This is a genomic window from Rhodococcus sp. TAF43, from assembly GCF_052113525.1.
GTDB lineage: Bacteria > Actinomycetota > Actinomycetes > Mycobacteriales > Mycobacteriaceae > Prescottella.
On sequence record NZ_JBFRDL010000019.1, the window covers coordinates 24466 to 45640 of the forward strand.

The 21175-nt window shown below is 69.2% G+C and carries 19 protein-coding genes; 10 read left to right on the forward strand and 9 right to left on the reverse strand.

The annotated features are described in order from the left end of the window. Position 1: 1 nt before the first annotated feature. The 5 genes from AB4Z09_RS13930 to AB4Z09_RS13950 are packed head-to-tail and all read right to left on the reverse strand — an operon-like array spanning position 2 to position 6227. Positions 2-586: a hypothetical protein gene (locus AB4Z09_RS13930; protein ID WP_174907370.1), complete on the reverse strand. Its 585-nt coding sequence runs from the start codon at positions 584-586 to the stop codon at positions 2-4. Next, positions 579-1688 (reverse strand): 5-methylcytosine-specific restriction endonuclease system specificity protein McrC, encoded by a 1110-nt coding sequence (gene mcrC / locus AB4Z09_RS13935; RefSeq protein ID WP_254622718.1) that lies wholly within the window; start codon positions 1686-1688, stop codon positions 579-581. Before mcrC ends, AB4Z09_RS13930 begins: the two co-directional genes overlap by 8 nt. Continuing rightward, the gene (locus AB4Z09_RS13940) at positions 1685-3508 is read right to left on the reverse strand and encodes an AAA family ATPase (protein ID WP_442239998.1); all 1824 of its coding nucleotides are present in this window, start codon (positions 3506-3508) and stop codon (positions 1685-1687) included. Before AB4Z09_RS13940 ends, mcrC begins: the two co-directional genes overlap by 4 nt. Beyond that, the gene (locus tag AB4Z09_RS13945) at positions 3505-4671 is read right to left on the reverse strand and encodes a restriction endonuclease subunit S (RefSeq protein WP_442239999.1); all 1167 of its coding nucleotides are present in this window, start codon (positions 4669-4671) and stop codon (positions 3505-3507) included. Before AB4Z09_RS13945 ends, AB4Z09_RS13940 begins: the two co-directional genes overlap by 4 nt. An 11-nt stretch (positions 4672-4682) precedes the next feature. Continuing rightward, positions 4683-6227 (reverse strand): type I restriction-modification system subunit M, encoded by a 1545-nt coding sequence (locus AB4Z09_RS13950; RefSeq protein ID WP_442240000.1) that lies wholly within the window; start codon positions 6225-6227, stop codon positions 4683-4685. Between the two features lie 166 nt (positions 6228-6393). Between AB4Z09_RS13950 and AB4Z09_RS13955 the strand changes: the two genes are divergently transcribed. Continuing rightward, a complete protein-coding gene (locus tag AB4Z09_RS13955) occupies positions 6394-6927 on the forward strand; it encodes a DUF3558 domain-containing protein (RefSeq protein ID WP_442240001.1) in 534 nt (177 codons plus the stop codon). Positions 6928-6943: 16 nt separating this feature from the next. Next, the gene (locus AB4Z09_RS13960; protein ID WP_442240002.1) at positions 6944-7315 is read left to right on the forward strand and encodes a hypothetical protein; all 372 of its coding nucleotides are present in this window, start codon (positions 6944-6946) and stop codon (positions 7313-7315) included. A 37-nt stretch (positions 7316-7352) separates the two neighbouring features. Here the strand turns inward: AB4Z09_RS13960 and AB4Z09_RS13965 are convergent, their stop codons facing one another. Together AB4Z09_RS13965 and AB4Z09_RS13970 are read right to left on the reverse strand one after the other, a co-directional pair. Beyond that, positions 7353-7721 carry a RidA family protein gene (locus AB4Z09_RS13965; RefSeq protein WP_442240003.1) on the reverse strand — a complete coding sequence of 123 codons (369 nt, stop codon included), beginning with the start codon at positions 7719-7721 and terminating at the stop codon, positions 7353-7355. 102 nt (positions 7722-7823) lie between these two features. Further along, positions 7824-9158: a hypothetical protein gene (locus tag AB4Z09_RS13970; RefSeq protein WP_442240004.1), complete on the reverse strand. Its 1335-nt coding sequence runs from the start codon at positions 9156-9158 to the stop codon at positions 7824-7826. Between the two features lie 313 nt (positions 9159-9471). Between AB4Z09_RS13970 and AB4Z09_RS13975 the strand changes: the two genes are divergently transcribed. From AB4Z09_RS13975 to thrS, 8 genes are all read left to right on the forward strand, one after another. Next, the gene (locus AB4Z09_RS13975; RefSeq protein ID WP_442240005.1) at positions 9472-10761 is read left to right on the forward strand and encodes an SWIM zinc finger family protein; all 1290 of its coding nucleotides are present in this window, start codon (positions 9472-9474) and stop codon (positions 10759-10761) included. Next, complete coding sequence (locus AB4Z09_RS13980; RefSeq protein WP_442240006.1) at positions 10758-11942, forward strand: DUF5691 domain-containing protein; 1185 nt, start codon at positions 10758-10760, stop codon at positions 11940-11942. Before AB4Z09_RS13975 ends, AB4Z09_RS13980 begins: the two co-directional genes overlap by 4 nt. After that, a complete protein-coding gene (locus AB4Z09_RS13985; RefSeq protein WP_442240007.1) occupies positions 11939-12157 on the forward strand; it encodes a hypothetical protein in 219 nt (72 codons plus the stop codon). Before AB4Z09_RS13980 ends, AB4Z09_RS13985 begins: the two co-directional genes overlap by 4 nt. Next, a complete protein-coding gene (locus tag AB4Z09_RS13990; RefSeq protein ID WP_174907346.1) occupies positions 12154-13257 on the forward strand; it encodes an ATP-binding protein in 1104 nt (367 codons plus the stop codon). Before AB4Z09_RS13985 ends, AB4Z09_RS13990 begins: the two co-directional genes overlap by 4 nt. After that, on the forward strand, positions 13215-15488 hold the full coding sequence (locus AB4Z09_RS13995) for a DUF5682 family protein (protein ID WP_174907344.1): 2274 nt from the start codon (positions 13215-13217) through the stop codon (positions 15486-15488). Before AB4Z09_RS13990 ends, AB4Z09_RS13995 begins: the two co-directional genes overlap by 43 nt. Further along, positions 15485-16672, forward strand: coding sequence for a VWA domain-containing protein (locus tag AB4Z09_RS14000; protein WP_174907342.1), 1188 nt, complete (start codon positions 15485-15487; stop codon positions 16670-16672). The genes AB4Z09_RS13995 and AB4Z09_RS14000 overlap by 4 nt, the downstream gene beginning before the upstream one ends. Before the next feature lie 92 nt (positions 16673-16764). Further along, complete coding sequence (locus AB4Z09_RS14005) at positions 16765-17532, forward strand: SDR family NAD(P)-dependent oxidoreductase (RefSeq protein ID WP_114724000.1); 768 nt, start codon at positions 16765-16767, stop codon at positions 17530-17532. Between the two features lie 153 nt (positions 17533-17685). Beyond that, positions 17686-18939, forward strand: a complete 1254-nt coding sequence (gene thrS / locus AB4Z09_RS14010; RefSeq protein ID WP_442240029.1) for a threonine--tRNA ligase — start codon at positions 17686-17688, stop codon at positions 18937-18939. A 4-nt stretch (positions 18940-18943) separates the two neighbouring features. Here the strand turns inward: thrS and AB4Z09_RS14015 are convergent, their stop codons facing one another. Both AB4Z09_RS14015 and AB4Z09_RS14020 read right to left on the reverse strand, forming a co-directional pair. After that, a complete protein-coding gene (locus AB4Z09_RS14015; RefSeq protein WP_442240008.1) occupies positions 18944-19453 on the reverse strand; it encodes a pyridoxamine 5'-phosphate oxidase family protein in 510 nt (169 codons plus the stop codon). Positions 19454-19612: 159 nt separating this feature from the next. Beyond that, a complete protein-coding gene (locus tag AB4Z09_RS14020; protein ID WP_441346838.1) occupies positions 19613-21172 on the reverse strand; it encodes a TM0106 family RecB-like putative nuclease in 1560 nt (519 codons plus the stop codon). Positions 21173-21175 lie beyond the last annotated feature (3 nt).

Genomic DNA, 21175 nt, shown 5'->3' on the forward strand with positions numbered 1-21175 from the left:
GTCAGGCCTCTTCTGTCATCACGTCGAGCACATGCTGCGCGAACCGTCGATTGTGATATTGCGCGTACGGGCCTCGACCCTTACCGACAAGTCGCTCGGCGAGCGGGCGGATGGTCGTCTCGTCGAGGGGAAGCTCGAAGAACTGGTCGTCCGCGCCCTCGTCGGAGAGGAACCAGTCGATCACCACACCGTCGCCGTCCGCGGAGGCCAGTTCGGTTTCGCGGAAACGCAGCAACGGGTTTGCCATCGTGAGGCCGTCGAGGCTGTACCCGGTGCCGCGCATCAGCGCGGACTTCGACGTGTACAGCACGGTGCGGTAGTCGACGGTCTCGCCGTTCTCCGTGTACCGCTCCACGTAGAGCACCTCCATCGGTCCGATGTTGAGGGTGAAGAGACGTTCACTCTCGGCGGTCTTGTTCGTCGTCGGGAGACACGTCAGCGTCCACTGGTCCACCTCGCCCGACGCCGCGTCGTCGAATGCGGACGAAAGATAACCGGCGATCAGGTCGACCACCACCTCGAAGAACGGTTCCTGGCGCAGCCGTTCGAAGTTCTCGTCGCTTGCCGCCGGATGGATCTCACTCATGACTGTCCTCGAGTTCGATGGTGGGTTCGTCCGTGACCGCGGCAAGTGCGGCACGGATGTCGACGGCGCTGCCGGCGAGGTCGACGGTGAGGAAACGGTAGCGGTGGCCCTGAATGCGGACCGACTCGTCGAGGTGCTCCCCCACCGTCGGATACAGCAGCACCCCCTCGGCGGTGGCGGCGAGCGCGTCCTGCTCGTGCTGCGACTGGATGTAGGCGTACAGCTGAAAGACGTGTCCACGAGCGAGTTTGAGGGCGCCGTACCGGTTGGACTTGAGCGCGTCGGTGAACTTGGTCTCGACGACGATCCGCCGGTCGACGGTCTCGAGGATGGTGTCGGCCCGCATCACCGGCAGGATCTGACGCACCCGGCTCGTCGCCTCCTCGGTAGGCCAGCGGAGCGTCTTCTCGCCCGCATGCACCTGCCACGGCGCGGTGAGGGTGGCGCGATAGAACCCGCGCACCGCGGCTTCGTAGAGGCGACGCATCTCGGCGACGTCCCGCGATGCCGCCCAGCGGTGACCGGATCCGTCCTCCTCGGTCGGAATATCCATCGCCAGAATCAGTTTCGCGGCGTCGACGGCAGCCACGTCGGTCGCCTCGTTGCGGCCGAGGACGACGCCGACGACCTCGCCCCGTCCGATGGGCCGGGGCGAGACGCCGGCCTGGACGAGGGTGGCGGCGAGCCGGCGGCACCGCGCCGAGAGTCGTTCGCTGCGCACCCGTCCCGCAGCGACGGCGAGGGCGGTGCGCATCAGCCGGTTCCGCGGATTGTCCACGGACAGTTCGGTGAACCGGCACGCGACGCGACCGCGGGAGAGGAGTTGTCGGGTCGTCGTCTCGAGCACGTCGATCTGGCCCCGCACCCGGGTGAGCGCGGCGCGGCGCGGCCTGTAGGCCTGGCCGAGGGTGCGCTGCAGCCGGGTCTCGACGGCGTCGGCGAGGATCTCGGCGACCACGTCGCACAGGTCTTCCGGATTCTCTTCGACGCCGCCGCGGCGCAGCGACTCGTCGGCCCGGTACAGGCTCGACGCGTACAGCATCAGCAGCCACAGGTTCCGGACGGGGATCCGGGTGCGGCCGCTGACGATCACGCCGGTCACAGCGGATACCCGAGCAGTGCCTCCGCTTCCTTCCGCACGCGCTCCGGGTCGTCGAACCAGTACTCGTCGAGCAGCGGACGGATCTCGGAGTCCACCACCTGCCGCAGCCAGCTGTCCGGGTCGCCGATGCGGGTCTTGCCGGACGGCGTGAAGAAGCTGTGCCCGATCCGGTACTGGTCGCCGAGCGAGCGGTCCGCCGCGATGCTGTCGTTGAGCGCGTCGATGCGGTGCGCCAGCGCGGCGAGGAAGGCGTCGGGGATGCCGTTGTGCTCGGACACCCAGCGGCGCCAGGCCTCGTTGAGGTTGGGTTCGAGGTTGCGGAAGGCGAAGCGGCGGCGCAACGCGAAGTCGACGATCGCGAGGGAGCGGTCGGCGAGGTTCATGGTGCCGATGATGTAGAGGTTCTCGGGCAGGTATGTGGGCGGTTCGCCGGGGCGGCGGTAGGACAGTTCGAGGGCCTCGTCGGGTGTCCGTTTGCTGTTCTCGAGGAGCGTGAGCAGTTCACCGAAGATCTGGGCGAGGTTGCCGCGGTTGATCTCCTCGATGACGACGACGTGGTTGTGCCCGGGGTCGGCCTGGGCGGCATTGACGATGTCGAGGAAGATGCCGTCCTCGAGCTGCAGCTTGCCGTCGCCGCTGGGCCGCCATCCTCGGATGAAGTCCTCGTACGCCAGGGTGGGATGGAACTGGATGGCGCGCAGCAGGTTCCGATCCTTGCCACCGATGAGGGCGTAGCCGAGGCGCTTGGCGAGCCAAGTCTTGCCGGTGCCGGGCGGGCCCTGCAGGATGAGGTTCTTCTTGATACGCAGGGCATCCAGGTAGTCGCCGAGCACCGGGGCGGGGACGAAGCAGCCGTCGGCGACGATATCGGCGAGCGTGTAGCCCTGCTGGGCGCCCTGCAGTTCCTCGTCGTCCGCACCGATCTCGTCGTCCACGTCGGGCGCCTCGGCGAGGCCGGCGTCGTCACCGAAGCGGTCGGCCCAGAACCGAGAGTTCCGGAAGCGGTCGAGGTCTTGCTCTTCACCTTCGAAGGCGAAGTCGATGAGTCCGTCGGTGCGCCAGTCGCCGGGTCGGACGCGCCAGACGGTGAGGCGGTTGGTGTAGAGGAACCACTCGCGGACGTCTTCTTGTGGGTCCCAGTCGACTTCGACGGTGCGGCCGTCGCCGCGGTTGGCGGTGATGGTGCCGATCGCCTTGATCGCCATGATCGACACGCTGTGGCCGTTGGTGTCGAACGGGATGTCACGTGCGCGGTGGAAGGCCGCCTTGATGGCGATGCGTTCGCCGGGCTGCATCGACTTGACCTCATCGAGGTACTTGTCGGCGTAGCCGTTCTCCCAGATGCCGTCCGCGAGGAATCGTCCAGTTTGATCCTGAGGATCGAAGTCGGAGTAGTAGGCGCCGACGAACCAGTACGACGGTCCGTCCTCGATTGCGTCCTTCGGAGAAGCCTTGCGCGGCTTGGGAACGTATTCCTGAAAGGCCGGGACGGCCACGAGATCTGCCTCGGTGATCGTCTCCGGATGCTCGGCGAGAAACTGATGCCCGCACTCGGTGATCTCGGAGTAGCCGTTGCGGATCTGGGTAACCGCACCCGCGCGTTTCAGCATCGACAGCGCCCAGCCGACGCGGTTCTCGGCGCGACTCTGCCCGGAGTTCAGTCGCTCAGCGCGTTGAGTTTCGGTCAACTGCATCGTGTCGGCGACGGCCTCGCGAAGGTCAGCGGTCCGCCAGGTCCGATCGTCCGACAGGACCGCGAGCGTGGGCCGTACGAACACCGGCCAGGCGGGGAGGATCGCATTCTCGTTCTCGGGGATCACAATTCGCTCCGGAAGGCTCGGTATTGGAGCGAAGCAAAAAGGGCGTCGAGTTCCGCCAGAGCGTTCAGTTGGCGCGTCTTCATTTGGCCGATCCCTTCCACTCTTCGTGCGAATTCCTCCTGGAAGCTCAAAGCCGGCAGGGGCAGAGGGAATGCCTTGAGCTGTGACATGTTGATCGATGCAATCCCTGTGGTCTGCTTTGCGGATCGCAGAAAATACGCCTTCCCACGTCTGCTACCTACAGCCCAGTTCAGGAAGACGGGATTCACTCGCTCTGTGTCTGGTCGGACACGGAAGATGTGGTTCTGGTGAATAGCCTCGGGCAGTTCGCTATTCCACAGACATCCCCGCCCGAGCTTGTCCGGGTCACCGCCCTCGGTGAGAAGCAAGTCGTTGCACTCGAGCCGATACTTGTCGATCTCAGCGTCGGTGACCGCGATGGTCTTCACTGCAGACAGATCGAGCGCCTTGTCCTGCACGTTCGCGACCGCGAGATACGGCACTTCCTGCAAGGGAGCGCTCGGCAACTTCCGCCCCTTGGTAATGCCGGATGAGACAGATGCAACGTCTTCGAGCTTTACCGTTTGAGCAACTTCTCGATCATTCTCGAACATGTCGATGAAGATCGACTGGGTCAGCTCATCGAGGCGGGCGAGTGCTTCGCGGCGCTTGGCGCGGAGGGCGTCGGCGTGGTCGAGGATCGCGGCAATTCGGCGCTGCTCGGGGAGCGGGGGGAGAGGAACCGGCAACTGCTTGAGCTTGTCAATTGAGAAGTTGTCGGCCGTCGTTGCTCGTACCCATTGAAGGATCTCGCCGGACTTCCACTTGACGAAGCGCGCCAAATAGTCTGGTGCTACATCCGAATTGCAGAGCAGCGCCTTCATATCCTGGTTGATTGCAACCTGTACCCCGGCAAGGCCAACCGGCAGTGTGTGCTTGAGGACACCCGAGCGCACGACGATCAGCACCGATCCTTCAGGAACGAGCCGTGCTGCACTCTTCTCCAAGCCCAGGTGTGTGATACCGATCTGCGACTCGCCAATATTCCAGCGCTTCATGTCCTTAGGCGTTACCCACGGGATGTCGGATCCATAGAATTCCGGATTGGTGCGCGTCGGAGTGCCACCGCCGACCGCTGTGCAGAGATCGCCCAACGCCACCATCGGCCACATCGTCACTCCGCACCACCCGTCAGCATCTCCCGCAGCTGAGCCATGCCGTCGCCGATTTCCTTCTCGATCCGCTCCAGTTCGTCGAGGATCACGTCCGGTGCCCGGTGCTCGATTTCCTCGTGGACGATCTCCTTGTACCGGTTCAGCGACAGGTCATACCCCTGCGCCGCGATGTCTTCCTTCGGCACGCAGAAGCTCTGCTCAGTCCGCGCCCGATCCACCTCGGATCCATCGCGATCAGCCCAGCGCCGCAACACGTCCGGCAGATTATTCTTCTCGTGCTCGGACTCGTCGAGCACCGCCGACACCCCGAGCTTCTCCTCGCCGAGAGCCGGATTCCGCTTGTCGTCCAACGAGTATCCGTCGGCCTGGACGTCGTAGAACCACACGTTGTCTGTGCCGCCGGAGTCGGTCTTGGTGAAGAACAAGATTGCCGTCGACACTCCCGCGTACGGCTTGAACACACCGGACGGCAGCTTCACGACCGCGTCCAGCTTCTGATCCTCGACCAGAATCCGGCGAAGCTCCTTGTGCGCCTTGGATGAACCGAACAGAACACCGTCCGGCACAATCACCGCCGCCCGTCCGCCCGGCTTGAGCAGCCGCAGGAACAGCGCCAGGAACAGCAGCTCCGTCTTCTTCGTCTTTACGACCTGCTGCAGATCCTTCGCGGTGCTCTCATAGTCCAGCGAGCCGGCGAACGGCGGGTTGGCGAGAATCATCGAGTACGCACCCGCATCACCAGTGTTAGCTTCCGCCAACGAGTCCCGATACCGCACGTCCGGCTGCTCCACGCCGTGCAGCAGCATGTTCATCGAGCCGATTCGCAGCATCGTATTGTCGAAGTCGAAGCCGTGGAACATGTCGTGGTGGTACTGCTCCTTGCCCGCACCCGACGCGATCGCGTCGGCGTGGTTGGCCCGCATGTACTCGCTCGCCACCACGAGGAAGCCACAGGTACCGGATGCCGGGTCAACGATCCGGTCGCCGGGCTTGGGCGCCATCATCTCGACCATCAGCTGGATGATGTGCCGCGGCGTGCGGAACTGGCCGTTCTGGCCGGCGCTGGCGATCTTCGCGAGCAGGTACTCGTAGATGTCGCCCTTGGTGTCGAGATCACCCATCGGCACCTTGTCGAGCCGGTCGATCACCCGCTGCAGCATGCCGGCGTTGGGGATCGACAGCCGTGCGTCCTTCATGAAGTGCGCGTAGGTGGAGTCGTCGCCGCGCATGGTCTTGATGAACGGGAATACCCGCTGGTCGACCACGACGAACGCCTCGTCGGCGGACATGTTCTTGATCCGCGACCAGCGCAACTCGTCGTAGTCGCGACCCTGCTCGTCGGTACCGACCGGGAACGGGTTGCCGGTGACCGGCTTGCCGAGCATGTTGGCGCGGCTGAGGGCGAGCGTCTGCTCGTCGTCGAGCCGCCGGATGAACAGCAGATACGTGATCTGTTCCATCACCTCGAGCGGGTTGGAGATGCCGCCCGTCCAGAACGCATCCCAGACGGCGTCGACTTTGCTCTTGATCTCACCAGTGATCACGTGACCAGGCCCCTATCCAGCACCAACAAGCGAACAGACGACTGTATCCGCCGGTGCCGACAGCTCGGTCGGCCGGACCTGATTCTCGACCCCGACACACGCGGAACCGAGAGCGCTCCCTGTGCGTCTGTTCAAATGAGTACATCTGCGGACACGAGGGGGAAGCGTGAGGTCATCGAATCGGTTCCGGACCGCGGTCTGCGCCGCGGCCGGAATCCTGGCACTCACCGGTTGCGGCACGACCACCGTCGGGGGGCAGGCCGAGACGGCGCAGCCACCGTCCGGCGAACCCCAGTTCGACCCGTGCAGCATTCCCGACGACGCGCTACGGGCCGCAGGCGTCGACCCCGCGACCCAGTCGCGCGACATCGTAGGCGTCAAGCAACCCGGGTGGAGCCTGTGCCGGTGGCGCGGCCCCGACTACTTCGTGACAGTCTTCGCGGCCGGGCGTCCCCTCGACGACATCCTCGCCAACGACCGCTTCCACGACGTCACACCCGTCGACGTGGACGGACGCAGCGCATTCACCGTCCGCGAGTCCAACGACACCCGCAACGAATACTGCGACGTCGCCTTCTCCTCCGGACCCGACGCCATCATGATCAAATCCACCTACTTCGACGGGCTCCCGGCCTCGGACAGCCCGTGCCCATTGGCGATCCGCAATAGTGCGGCGCTCGCCCCGTCCATCCCCCACTGACCGGAAGGACACTCCCATGAACGGCATCCCATCCTGGCCGGAGATCGGCGCGATGATCGACACCGGCCACCTCACGCTCGAGCCCGGCGTCGCCGAGAAATGCGCGCAGCGATGCTCCGAACTCATCGATCAACTCCGCGAACTGAAGGTCCAATCCGGCGAACTCACCCGCATCGATGGGCTCGGCTCGCTGCCGTCCGGCCTCGCCCTCACCCGCAAGTTCGAGCAAAAGGCATCCGGCGGCGAGTACCCCCTCGACCGCGCCCTCGCCGACCACATCACCGTCGTCGAGCAGATGCGAGCCGTGTTCGAGAAGGTCGCGGCCGACTACGACGCAGCAGAGCAGTCGAATATGCAGGCGCTCAACACGATTGGTTCCGGACGCTGACACCGCACCGCACGGACCGCCGATCGACTCCCGAGCCTCAGCCTCGGTCGTTCACCGCCGCGACGGCGTCGATCTCAACCGTCGCGCCGTAAGGGAGCCCGCTCACCTCGACGAAGGTGCGGGCGGGACGCGGAGCGTCGAAGAGACGCTCGAACTGTCGGTTCGTCTCCTCGCGCAACGACAGGTCGGTCACGAAGTAGGTGAGCTTGACGACGTCCTTCAGTTCGCCGCCGACCGTCGCCAGCCGCTCGACCATCCGGTCGACCGCAGCGTCGAGCGCTGCCATGCGGCCGGGCACCGGAACCCCCGTCGCATCGACGGACAGTGCGCCGGAGACGAATACGAGCCCCGCGGCCACGAACGCCGGGCTGTACGGGTGGTCGGCGGAAACCTCGGTCATGGACATCGAGTACTCCCTCTGCGGTAGGCAGCAACGAATTCACCCAGACCATAGCCCGCGGCCGGATCGGCATGTCGACTGCCCAACCAGCTGACCCCACCTGCATCCCTATCGCGCGTTCACCTGGGAGTGGAGGGACTTCAACTCCCGCAGCGCCTCGCCGTTCCCGAGCTTGTCCCGCCAGCCCGGTTCGTCCCCGACAGCTCGGTCCAGGACCTCGAGGAGCAGGGCGCTGTCGATATCGAAGGACAGGGCGCTGACGTTTATGTCCGGGTACTCGACCAGGTTGTCGCGGCCCCAGCGCCGTCGCTTTACGACAGCGGGGTAGCCGCCGCTCACCGCGATGGTCCTCACCCTCCCCTGACGGGTCGCGGTTGCGGAGTCCGCCGAGGTCCACCGCGTGAACGCGCACGAGGTGTTGCTGCTCACGAACATGCCTTCTCTCGACAGGTGGATTCGGGGACGAAAGCCGCCTCCGGGGAGCAAAGTCACACCGGCGAACCAGATCCCGAACAGGGTGAAGATCCACGCGCCGACCGTGACGGGAAGCGGGATATCGGACTCCGGATCGATGTACATGAACGTGAAGGCCGGTCCGGCGAGCAGCACCACGAGTGAGATCGATAGATTCCGGAACCAGAACCAACGAGACACCGGGATCAGGATCCCGGGCGTGCCGCTGTCAATGATCTCCCCGGTGCTCGGGACCAGCTTCTCGACCCGCACCCGCCCCGACAGCGCCGACGGCCTGGGCCGTCCACACGCCGACAGGAACATCGCCCCAATCGCGAAGAACCACATGCTGATTACTGCGCCGGCAGCCCAGCCCGTGACACTGAGAAGTGCCACACCACCGGACACGAAAGCAACTGCCAGCGGTGCCGCGAGCCAGATCGAGATCACGGATCGCGGCCATTCATCAGGCCACCGCACGACTCCGTTCCCGCGCGAGATCACGCCTCCCCCTGCCACGTCCCGCGCCGACCGTCGACGAGTTGATCGGATCCGATCACCCGAAGAGCCATCCACCGTCACGACCACCGACGGCAGCTTCAACGCCTTCCGCGCCGACGCACTCACATAACAGTCGCCCGAGGCCGCCGAATGCAAAATGCCGTTGTAGACGAGATCCCATGTTCGCGGACTTGCTCGAATATCTTCCAATGCCGTCACGGCTTGTCGACCCGACGAATCCCTCAGTTCCAAGGTGGGGCGGTTTCCCCCGGAGACCTTGACCTCGACGAGCTCGTAGGTGTTCGCCCAGGACTTTCCCGCCTGGAACCACACCGCGCCGGCCGCCCGCCACTCCTGCCCGCCGAAACGCCAGTACGCGAAGACACCAAAGGCAACCAGGAACGCCCAAAGCTGCCAATTCGACAGCCAGGCGAAGCCGTCCACGACGGTCGAATAGACGACCCCGAGCGCCACCGCGGCGAAGCTCATCTGCAGACGGAACCTGCGATTCGGTAGCGACCACTCCAGCATCGGGCCCAGATGATCGGGGACACGAGGATGCGCATCCGGAACGGGTCCGGAGGACAACGCGTTCGTCCCCCTCGACCCTCCCGGCGCCGCGGGCGGACGCGGCTCACCGGTCTCCCGATCCGGAACCGGCGGCAACGCCAGACGACCCTCCCCGTACATATGTCTCCTCCCCAGGACACTCGCCGACCACGGTAACGCCCTGCGTGACGAAGCCCACGGACGGCCTGCGCGCTTGGCATCTTGTCGGGCATCTGCCGTACGTTTTGCTGACGTGACAGAACCCTGGTCTTCCGCGCAGGTCGTGGCCGCCGCACCCGATGCGGCGTCACTGTCGGCTGCCCGCGGGCTGGCGACGAAATGGGCCGACACCGGCCGCACCGACACCGCTCTGTGGGGGTCGTGCGGCGGCAGCGGCAAGAATCCGTACCTCGCGGCGGTCGACCTCACCGGCCCCGCGTACCGCTGCTCGTGCCCCAGCCGCAAGTTCCCGTGCAAGCACGCCGTGAGCCTGCTGCTGCGCTGGTCAGACGGTGCCGTGCCGACCGCCGCCGCCCCCGAGTTCGTCACCGACTGGCTCGCGACCCGGGCCGCCCGCGCGGCGGCCACCCCCGAGGCATCCCCAAAGGCGGCACCCGATCCGGCCACCACCGAGCGCCGCACCGAGCGGATCGCCGCCGGTCTCGACGAGCTGGACCGGTGGCTGACCGATCGGATCGTCGCCGGCCTGGGCTCCGTCGCCCACGACGCCGCCGCCTACGACGCGATCGCCGCCCGCATGGTCGACGCGCAGGCCCCCGGCGCCGCCGCCACCCTGCGCGCGCTGCCGACGCTCGTCGCCACCGCCCCGGACTGGCCGGCGCCGCTGCTGACAGAGTACGCGCGCCTGCACCTGCTGATCCGCGCGTTTCGGGACCGCGGCCGGCTGCCGGAACCGCTGAATCGCTCGGTGCAGACACACCTCGGGGTGCCCGTGCGCGCCGACGAGGTGCGCGCCGAGCCCGCCGTCCGCGACCGCTGGCAGGTGCTGGCGGTCCGCACCGCCGAGGAGGGGCGTCTGGTTACCCGCCGGGCGTGGCTGCGCGGACGCGACTCCGGCCGCTGGGCACTGCTCCTCGACTTCGCCCACGGCAGCGCCCAATTCAATACGGCTGCACCGATTCCGGGAACTCTCATCGACGCCGACCTGCATTACTACCCCGGCGCCGCACCGCTACGTGCGCAACTGGGCACCCAGCACGCCGCCCCGGAACCGTTCACGACCCTGCCCGGCGCCACCGACCCGGTCACCGCCCTCGACGGCTACACCACCGCACTCGCCGCCGACCCGTGGATCCGCGCGTGGCCGATGCTCCTCGCCGACGTCACCCCCACCGTCACCGCAGGAACCTGGCACGTCGTCGACCGTACCGGGCGGGCCCTCCCGGTCGGCGGCGACGACACGGGACGATGGCAGCTGCTCGCCGTCTCCGGCGGCCACCCGGTCACCGTGTGCGGCGACTGGGACGGCACCGCACTGCTGCCCGCATCCGTGTTCGACGCCGGCACGGTGATCGCCGCATGATCCGTCCCTATCCGGAGTCCCTCACGGCGACAGCACTTCTCGGGACCGCGAGATCGACGACGCCGCTGTCCGGCCTGCACACCGCAACCGCGGCGACGGCCCTCGACGGCGAGCCTGCTCCGACGCTTCTCGCGGCGGCGGCGCTGGAGTCGGTGTTCCTCGCCGGGGCAAGCGCACCGACGACAGTAGCGATACCGGCACCCGCCCCCGACGATCCGCGTCCGCTGCTGCCGGCGGCGGCCGCGGCGCGACTGCGTTCCCTGCTCGTCGTCGACTCCCCGCTGCTGCCCGAATGGTTCGATGCCGCTGCAGGTTTCCGATCCCCGCCGGAGATGCTCGTCGAGGTGCTCGGCGCCGCGGTCCGCCCCACCCCGCACCGGGAGCGACTGGTCGCGCTCGCGGGACCGCGCGGACAATGGCTCGCCGCCCGCAACCCCGACTGGGCAGCGCTACGTGACCCGGACCCGTCCGACGACGAGGACTGGCGGCACGGCACCCCCGCCGTGCGGCGGCGATGGTTCGCGGCCCTGCGCCGCAGCGACCCGGCCGCGGCGACCTCGCGACTGTCGGCGGCGTGGCGGTCCGAGAACGCCGACTCACGCGCCGCCCTGGTCTCCGAACTCGCCGTCGGCATCGGCCCTGACGACGAACCCCTGCTCGAGCAGGCCCTCGACGACCGCAGCCGACGCGTGCGGCAGGCCGCGGCGGGGCTGCTGCGTCAGCTGCCGCACTCCGCGTACGGACAGCGGATGACGCGGCGCCTGCGGGAGTGGATCGAGGTCGCCGACGGGGTGGTCACCGTGGCCCTGCCCGACCGCCTCGACGACGCCGCAGGGCGGGACGGCCTCGACGACCGCACCGCGCGGCGCCCGGACGTCGTACTGACCCTGGCCGTACAGGCCGCACCGCTGTCGGTGTGGCCCGAGATCGGTGTCACCCCAGAGGATCTGCCGCATCTGACGGTGGCCGAACCGTTCAGGTCGGAGCTCGAGCACGCGTGGTCGGCTGCCGTCGCCGCGCAGCGCGACCCTGCCTGGGCGGTGGCGTTGCTGCGCCGCGAGGGCACCGTCGCCGCGCCGGTGGCCGCGCACCTGCCGCGCGACGTCGTCGTCGCGCACCTGCTCGCCACCCCCGACGGGGTGCTGCCGGACGCGAGCCTGCCCCGTGGCCGCACGACGTGACCGCCGCGGTGCTCCGGGCGGTGTACGCGTCCCGGGACCAGACGGCCCGGGTGCGGCACCCGGTGGACCTGCTCGGGCACCGCGCGCCGTTCGAGTTCGAGTCGGTGCTGTCCGACGCCGCGACACGCACCGGGGACCTCGATCGACTGGCCCTGTTCGCGGCCGCGGCCGACATCCTCACCCACCGCCGACACCTTCACGAGGAGCTGACGTGACCGACACCCTGACCACCGAGCCCGCACTGCTGCGCCCCCACGCCGAGCAGCAGTACGCACACGAACTCGCGGCGCTCGCCGCGGCCGACGACCGCCCCCGGCCGCCGTCGTGGCGCCTGTCGCCGCACGCCGTGGTGACGTACCTCCTCGGCGGCACTCTGGCCGACGGCAACGTGATCACCCCGAAGTACATCGGTCCGCGCCGCCTGATGGAGGTGGCGGTCGCGACCCTCGCCACCGACCGTGCCCTGCTCCTGCTCGGCGTGCCCGGCACCGCGAAGACGTGGGTGTCCGAACATCTGGCCGCGGCGATCTCCGGCGAGTCGACGCGACTGGTGCAGGGCACCGCCGGCACCGCGGAGGAGGCGGTGCGCTACGGCTGGAACTATGCGCGACTGCTCGCCGAGGGCCCCACGCCCGCCGCGGTGGTGCCGTCGCCGGTGATGACCGCGATGCGCGACGGCGCCATCGCCCGGGTCGAGGAACTGACCCGTATCCCCGCCGACGTGCAGGACGCGCTCATCACCATCCTGTCCGAGAAGACCCTGCCCGTTCCGGAACTCGGGACCGAGGTGCAGGCGGCGAAGGGGTTCAACGTCATCGCCACCGCCAACGACCGCGACCGCGGCGTCAACGACCTGTCGTCGGCGCTGCGTCGCCGCTTCAACACCGTCGTGCTGCCGCTGCCGGCGAGCGCCGACGACGAGGTCGCGATCGTGGTCCGTCGCGTCGAACAGCTCGGCGCCGCACTGGAACTGCCGCCGGTACCGGCCGCCGCAGAGGAGATCCGCCGCGTCGTCACCGTGTTCCGGGAACTGCGCGACGGTGTCACCGCCGACGGGCGCACCAAGCTCAAGTCCCCGTCGGGCACGCTGTCCACCGCCGAGGCGATCTCCGTGATGACCAACGGTCTCGCCCTGGCCGCGCACTTCGGCGACGGCACCCTGCGACCGGCGGACGTCGCCGCCGGCATCCTCGGCTCCGTCCTCAAGGACCCGGTGGCCGACCGGGTGGTGTGGACCGAATACCTCGAGGCCGTGGTGCGCCACCGCACCGAATGGGACGACTTCTACCGGGCGTGCCGCGAGGTGACGGGGTGACCACCGCGACCGCCGGCGCGCAGGTGCGGGTGTTCGGCATCCGCCACCACGGTCCCGGATCCGCGCGGGCCGTGCTGCGCGCCCTCGACGCGTTCGAGCCGGACACGGTGCTCATCGAGGGGCCGGCCGACGCCGATGCGCTCGTCCCGCTCGCCGCGGACGACGGGCTGCGGCCGCCGGTGGCCCTGCTCGGCTACGCCGCGAACGATCCTGCGCGCGCGGCATTCTGGCCGCTGGCGGTGTTCTCGCCGGAGTGGCAGGCGTTGCACTGGGCGGTGACCCACGACGCCGATGTCCGGTTCTGTGACCTGCCGGCGACGCTCGCGCTCGCCGCGGACCGCGGCGCCGACGAGACCACCCGGCCGGATCCGCTGACCGCACTCGCGGCGGCGGCCGGTTACGGCGACTTCGAGCAGTGGTGGGATACCGTCGTCGAATCCCGTTGCCCTGCAGTCGAAGATGAAGATCATACCGGCGACGGAGACGACCCGGCCTCGGCCTTCGATGCGATCACCGAGGCGATGGCGGCGCTGCGCGACGGCGTCGAGCTCGACGACCACACCGCGCGCCGCGAAGCGCACATGCGGCAGGTGCTCCGCACGACGATCAAGGCGGGTGCGCTGCGGATCGCGGTGGTGTGCGGGGCGATGCACGCGCCCGCCCTGGCCGGAAGACTCGGCCCGGCCGCGCCGGACGCCCGCCTGCTGCGCGGGCTCCCCAAGGTCAAGGCGTCGCTCACCTGGGTGCCGTGGACACACTCCCGGCTGTCCATCGCGTCCGGCTACGGCGCGGGCATCGTCTCCCCCGGCTGGTACGAGCACCTGTTCACCGCCCCCGACGACACGGTCGCGCGGTGGCTGACCCGGGTCGCGCGGGTTCTGCGCGCCGAGGACCTACCGGTGTCGAGCGCACACGTCATCGAGGCGACCCGGCTCGCGGACACCCTGGCGGCCCTGCGGGACCGGCCGCTGCCGGGACTGGCGGAGGTCACCGAGGCCACGCGCGCGGTGCTGTGCGACGGCGACGAAGTGCTGCTCGACCTGGTGACGCGGCGCCTGGTCGTCGGGGAGTCCCTCGGCGAGGTCCCCGACTCCACCCCGACGGTCCCGCTCGAGGCCGACCTGCAGGCCCGATCGAAGTCGCTGCGGCTCAAGCGTTCCCCGACGGACAAGGATCTGGACCTGGATCTGCGCACCGACATCGACCGGCAGCGGTCGCAGTTGCTGCACCGGCTGCGGTTGATCGAGGTGGAGTGGGCGGTGCCCACCCAGTCCACGGTGCGGTCGACCGGCACGTTCCGGGAATCGTGGAAACTGCGGTGGCGTCCCGAACTCGCGGTGGCGGTGGTGGAGGCGGCGCGCTGGGGCACCACCGTCGCCACCGCCGCCGACGCGGTGGTGCGCGACCGCGCCGCCCGGCCCGACGTCACGCTGGCCGAGGTGACCGGGCTGCTCGAGCAGGCCCTGCTCGCCGACCTGCGCGACACCGTCGCGGACCTGCTCGACGCCGTCGACACCGCGGCGGCCCTCGACCACGACGTCGCACACCTGATGGCGGCGCTGCCGCCGCTGGTGCGCACCCTCCGGTACGGCGACGTACGCGGCACCGACCTCTCCGCGCTCGACCGCGTCGTCGACGCGCTGCTGGTGCGCATCTGCGCGGGCCTGCCCGCGGCGGTGACCGGTCTCGACACCGACGCGGCGGACGGGCTGCGCGACGCGCTCGACGCCGTCCACGCCGCGCTCACCCTGCGCGACGATCCCGCGTCGACCGACCGGTGGTTCGACACCCTCACGACGCTGGCCGGACGCGACGACGCCGACGGGCTGCTCACCGGCCGCACCGTGCGACTGCTGCGCGACGTGGGCCGGCTCGACACCCCCGAGACCACCGCCCGGGTCGGTCGGGCGCTGTCGGCCGGTGTCGCGGCCGCCGCGAAGGCCCGGTGGATCGACGGCTTCGCCGGTGGCAGCGGACTGCTGTTCGTCCACGACCGGGACCTGCTCGCACTCGTCGACGCCTGGGTGTCCGGGCTGCACGCCGACGAGTTCGTCGACGCGCTGCCGGCGTTGCGCCGCACCTTCGGCGGGTTCGGACCCGCGGAACGCCGCACGCTCGGCGCGGTGCTGCGCGACGGGAAACGGGCCGCCGTCACCGACGGCGCCCTCGACACCGACCGCGGCGGTCGCGCCCTGACGGCCACCGCCCTGATCCTGGGAATCCCGGCATGACCACACCGATCGACGACGAGCGGATGCGCCGCTGGCGGCTGCTGCTCGGCGACGTCGCCGAGGAGTCCACCGGCGGACTGGCATCGGCGTCGGACACCGCGATGGACTCGGCCCTGTCCGCGCTGTACGACGACCGCGGCTCCGCGGACGGAAACCCCCGGCGCAGTGCCGGTCTCGGCGGCTCCGCACCGCGCGTGGCGCGCTGGCTCGGCGACATCCGTACCTACTTCCCCACCTCGGTGGTGCAGGTGATGCAGCGGGACGCGATGGAACGGCTCGGGCTGACCCAGCTACTCCTCGAACCGGAGCTGCTCGAGGCCGTCGAACCGGACGTCCACCTGGTGGGGACACTGCTGAGCCTGAACCGGGTGATGCCGGAAGCCACCAAGGCCACCGCCCGGATCGTGGTGGAACGGGTGGTGCGCGGCATCGAGGAACGCCTGGCCCGGGCCACCCGCTCCGCCGTGACCGGGGCCCTGAACCGGGCGGCGCGCACCACCAATCCGAAGCTGCGCGACCTGGATTTCCACCGCACGATCCGCGCGAACCTGCAGCACTATCTGCCGGAGTACCGGACGGTGGTGCCGGAACGGCTGATCGGCTACGGCCGCCGATCCCAGGCGGTGCAGCGCGACGTCGTGCTGGCGATCGACCAGTCGGGGTCGATGGCGTCGAGCGTGGTGTACGCGTCGGTGTTCGGTGCGGTCCTCGCATCCATGCGGGCGCTGCGCACTTCGCTGGTGGTCTTCGACACGGCGGTGGTGGACCTCACCGACAGGCTGTCCGATCCGGTGGACGTGCTGTTCGGTACCCAGTTGGGCGGCGGCACCGACATCAACCGCGCGATCGCGTACAGCCAGTCGCTGATCACCCGCCCCACCGAATCGTTGTTCGTGCTGATCTCCGACCTGTACGAGGGCGGGATCCGCGCCGAGATGCTGTCCCGGGTGGCCGCGATGCGTGATGCCGGGGTCCAGGTGGTGGTCCTGCTGGCCCTGTCCGACGACGGCGCACCGGCGTTCGACCGGGACAACGCGGCAGCACTTGCCGCACTGGGCGTTCCGGCGTTCGCGTGCACACCGGACCGGTTCCCGGACCTGCTGGCGGTGGCGCTCGAGCGCGGCGACGTCGCCGCGTGGGCGCACCGGCACGACCTCGCGGCGACATCGGGTGGACCGATGTGAGCACAGGTCCAGCGCCGCCCACCACCCCGCGTTAGGGTGCAGATCACCACGGCCGGCCGATGAGGGCCGACCCGGACCGAAGGGGAACAGCAGTGGAAATCCAGGGAACCGCGGCACTGATCACCGGAGCGGCATCCGGTCTCGGGGCCGCCACCGCCAAGCGCTTCGCCGATGCGGGTGCCACCGTCTTCGGCCTGGACCTGGCCCAGTCCATCGAGCGCGCCGGCGACAGCGTGCCGGCCGGCGTCACCCTCATCCCCACCGACGTCACCAGTGAGGCCGAGGTGCAGGCGGCGATCGACCAGATCACCGAGTCGGGTGTGCCGCTGCGCATCGTCGTCAACTGCGCCGGTGTCGGCTGGGCGGGCCGCATCCTGTCGAAGAACGGCCCGCACGACCTGGAACTGTTCCGCACGGTCATCACCGTCAACCTGCTCGGCACGTTCAACGTGATGCGCCTGGCGGCGAACGCGATGCAGCACCTACCGACGGTCGACGACTCGGGCCAGCGCGGCCTGATCGTCAACACCGCGTCGGTGGCGGCGTTCGAGGGCCAGATCGGCCAGATCGCGTACACCGCGTCGAAGGGTGGCGTGCACGCGATGACGATCACCGCCGCACGCGACCTCGCGCAGGTCGGCATCCGCGTCAACACCATCGCCCCCGGCACCATCGACACCCCGATGCTCGCCGGCGTCACCGACGAGTACCGCAAGAACCTCGAGGCGGGCATCCCGTTCCCGTCGCGCCTCGGCAAGCCCGACGAGTACGCGCAGCTGGCGCAGTTCCTCGCCGAGCACGACTACCTCAACGGCGAGACCATCCGCATGGACGGCGCGCTGCGCATGGCGCCGCGGTAACAATGCGAAAAAGTTGATGCGCGTGCCTGATTCGGCTGCTACCGTGGCCGACATGCAGCGCGCCATTGCGACGACGACGCCGGAGAGTGTCCCGGCGCGCTGACTGCTGACTGAGTCCGAAGCCCCGGGGCGAGTGCCCCGGGGCTTCGTCGTCTGGTCACTCGCTCCCCATCCGCGAGGAGACCGAAGATGATCGACCACCGCAAACTCGGCCGCGAACTGGACCTGTTCGACACCGACCCACTGATGGGCGCGGGCCTGCCCTACTGGCTGCCCGACGGCGCGGCCGTGCGCCACACCCTCGAGGAGTACGTCCGCGACATCGAGCGGCGGGCCGGCTACCGGCACGTCTACTCGCCGGTCCTGGGCAAACGTGAGTTGTACGAGATCTCCGGTCACTGGTCGCACTACCGCGACGACATGTTCCCGCCGATGCAACTCGGCGCCGAGCAGGTACTGCTACGCCCGAGCCTGTGCCCGCACCACGCCCTGATCTACCGCTCCCGATCGCACAGCCACCGCGAATTACCCTTACGCATAGCCGAATTAGGTGGAATGTACCGCTCCGAGCTGTCCGGCGTGCTGGGCGGCCTCACCCGCGTCCGAGCAATCCAGCTCAACGACGCCCACATCTTCTGCACCCCGGACCAGGTCGCCGACGAGGCACGCGCCGCCCTCGACCTGATTCGCCGTGCCTACGACGCGCTCGGCATCCGGCCATCCCGGTACCGGCTGTCGCTGCCCGGACCGGGCGGCAAGTACGTCGCGGCACCCGAACTGTGGCGGCGGTCAGTCGCGATACTCACCGAGGTCCTCGACGCCTCCGGCGTCCCGTACGACGCCGTCGTTGGCGAGGCCGCGTTCTACGGCCCCAAGATCGACGTGCAGATCTCCGACGCCGCGGGCCGCGAATCGACCCTGTCCACCGTCCAGGTCGACCTCCACCAACCGGAGCAGTTCGGCCTGCACTACATCGGCTCCGACGGCGCCAGGCATCGGCCGGTGATGATCCACCGCAGCATCATCGGCAGCCTCGAACGAGTCGTCGCGCACCTGATCGAGGCGCACGACGGCGCCTTCCCGGCCTGGCTCGCGCCGACCCAGGTGGTGGTCCTGCCGGTCACCGACGACGAGACGGACGACGCCGAGCGTCTGGTGCAGCGCTGCCTCGATTCGGGCCTGCGTGCGCACGCGGTGAGCCGGGCCGACGGCACCCTCGGCGCCCGGATCCGGAACTCTCGGCGAGTGCCGTACCAGGCGGTGATCGGCCCCAAGGAGGCCGCCGACGGCCATGTCGCCCTGCGCCTTCGGGACGGCCGCCGGATCGACCCGCAACCGGTCGACGACGCCCTACGGCGCATCGTCGGGTCGATCGACACCCGCAGCACCGAGCTGTGGGAGAACTGAGCCGTCAGAACCGCCAACGCGTCTGCGCGTACTCACCTTTCGCGAAGGCGAACACGGCGGCCGGTTCGATGCGGAACACCGTCGCCGGACCGCCGACGGTGTTGACGAAGTTGCCGTCCGCGACGTCGAAGCTCCAGTCCGGCCCGTACTTCGCGCGGTAGGCGTCGGCGATCCGGGTCAACGACTCCGGATCCGAGACCTGCACCGCCCGTCCCTCGACCACGGCGTCCAACCCGGATCCGAGGGCGTTCGTCCCGGTCGTCAGCACGCAGGCGTCGGCCGCCGAGAGATTGCGTGCCTTCTGCTCGTCCAGGCCGGTGCAGAAGTGCATGCGGTCGTCGACGCGGACCGCGATCAGCGGTGTCACGTGCGGTCGCCCGTCGGGCCGGACGGTGGACAGCCAGAACACCTCGGCGGCGTCGAGCGCCGCCGTCACCTGCTCCCACGTGGAGGGCGGCGCGCTCTCGGCGCTGTACCGTCGGTCGAGTTCGGCGGCGGGCAACTGCGCGGTCATGGGGTGTCTCCCGTCTCGTGGGGTGCTGTCACAGGTACAGACCCGCAACGTCCCCAGAACTCATCGCCCCCGCGCTAAGTGCGCGAAACGCGGAATCGAGGGCCGCGAAAGAGCGATAAGTGCGCAAAACGCGGGGAACCGGGGCTCGAGATACCCGCGCTACAGCTCCGACTCGTGCGGGATCTCGTCCATCGCCCGGTCGGACATCCATTCCCGCAGCACCTTGGTGGCGATGACGTCGTCCTCGTTGTACTCGAGGAGTCGCTGCCGCTGAGTGAGGTCGGGGTCGCCGTCGTAGCCGACGGCCTCGCGGTACCAGCTCATCGACGCCTCGCCGCTGGCCTCGGCGTCGCGCCAGTGGAATCCGGCGACGGGGGCGATCTTCTTGAGCCCCTTGCCGTTCGGGCATACGAAGTTGTCGCCGACGGCCTGGTAGATGTCCACCCACTGCGGGCTGTCGATGAACTCGCGGATCTCGGCGACGGTGGGGATGCCCGGGGTGCCGGCGAAGCGGCGCGCCGAGTCGAGCAGCCACTTGTCCTCGGCGGAGCGGGAATAGCAGTAGGCGGCAAAGGTTTTCCCGACGGCGGCGGCGGCGGCGCGTTCGGCCATGAGCCAGGTCCAGAATTCGGCGAAGGACCGGGCCTCGTCGGCGGTCGGCACCGGGTCCCAGCTCACGAACGGCCGGTACACCGACGTGCCGGCGACGTTGAGCAGCGTGCCCCACAGGTAGGCGCCGTGCTCCTGGTAACTCTCCATGTCGACGTCCACCTCGACGTCGGCGCGGGTCACGGTCACCGTCTCGTGCCGGCGCACCAGCGCGGCACCGGACAGCCACGCCTTCGCGGTGACGACGGTGTCGTGGAACGAATTGTGCGGCCACTCCTCCGGGGGATCGCCCTCCCACGCGGCGAGCTGCTCGATGGTGGTCACGCCGTGCTCGCGGAGCACGTCGGCGCGGGAGCCTGTCGCGACCAGCGACACGTCGCGGGTCTCCTCGAGCTTCGCGCGGCATCCGGACCACCACGGGCACGACCGGCACTCGCCGATCTGCGACGGCACCGTCACGATCTCGCCGCGCGCGACGGCGATCCGGTCCGCGAAGCGCTCGTCGTAGTCGCTCAGCACGGTGGACAGATCGTGCACCAGCACGCAGTCGGCGCCGTAGCCGATGGCGCCGCCCAGCAGGGCGGGGCTGGCGAGGTCGTGCCGCTCGAGCATCCGGTACACCTGCGCCAGCCGCATCTGGTCGCGCAGCTGCGCGCGCACCTTACGCTTCTCGTCGACGGCGGGGGCCCACTCGAACAGCCCCGACGTGGTAGCGCCCCGACCCGGATCGGTGACCTTGTGGTTGACGACGATCACCGGGATGTAGCCGCCGCGGTCGACGTCGCGCAGCAGGATCTCGACGCGGCCGCGTCGTCCGGTATCGCGCTCGGCGGGCAGCATCGCGCCCCAGATCTTGTCGGCTCCGGCTCGGCACGCCTCGAGGGTGTCGCGGGCCCGCTGCCCGGCCGGGCCGTCGGGTGCGATCCGCACCCACGCGTCGGGGTCGGCGTCCATCAGCCGGACCCGGACCGCCTCGCGCTGCGCGGCCGCCGCCTCCTGCCGCTGCTTGACCCCGGTGTTCTCGGGCGCGGCCACCAGCAGATCCGGGTTGGCGGCATCCAGGTGCACCCGATGGCGGCACCGCGTCAGCGCGCCCGGCTCCAGAAGCACGGG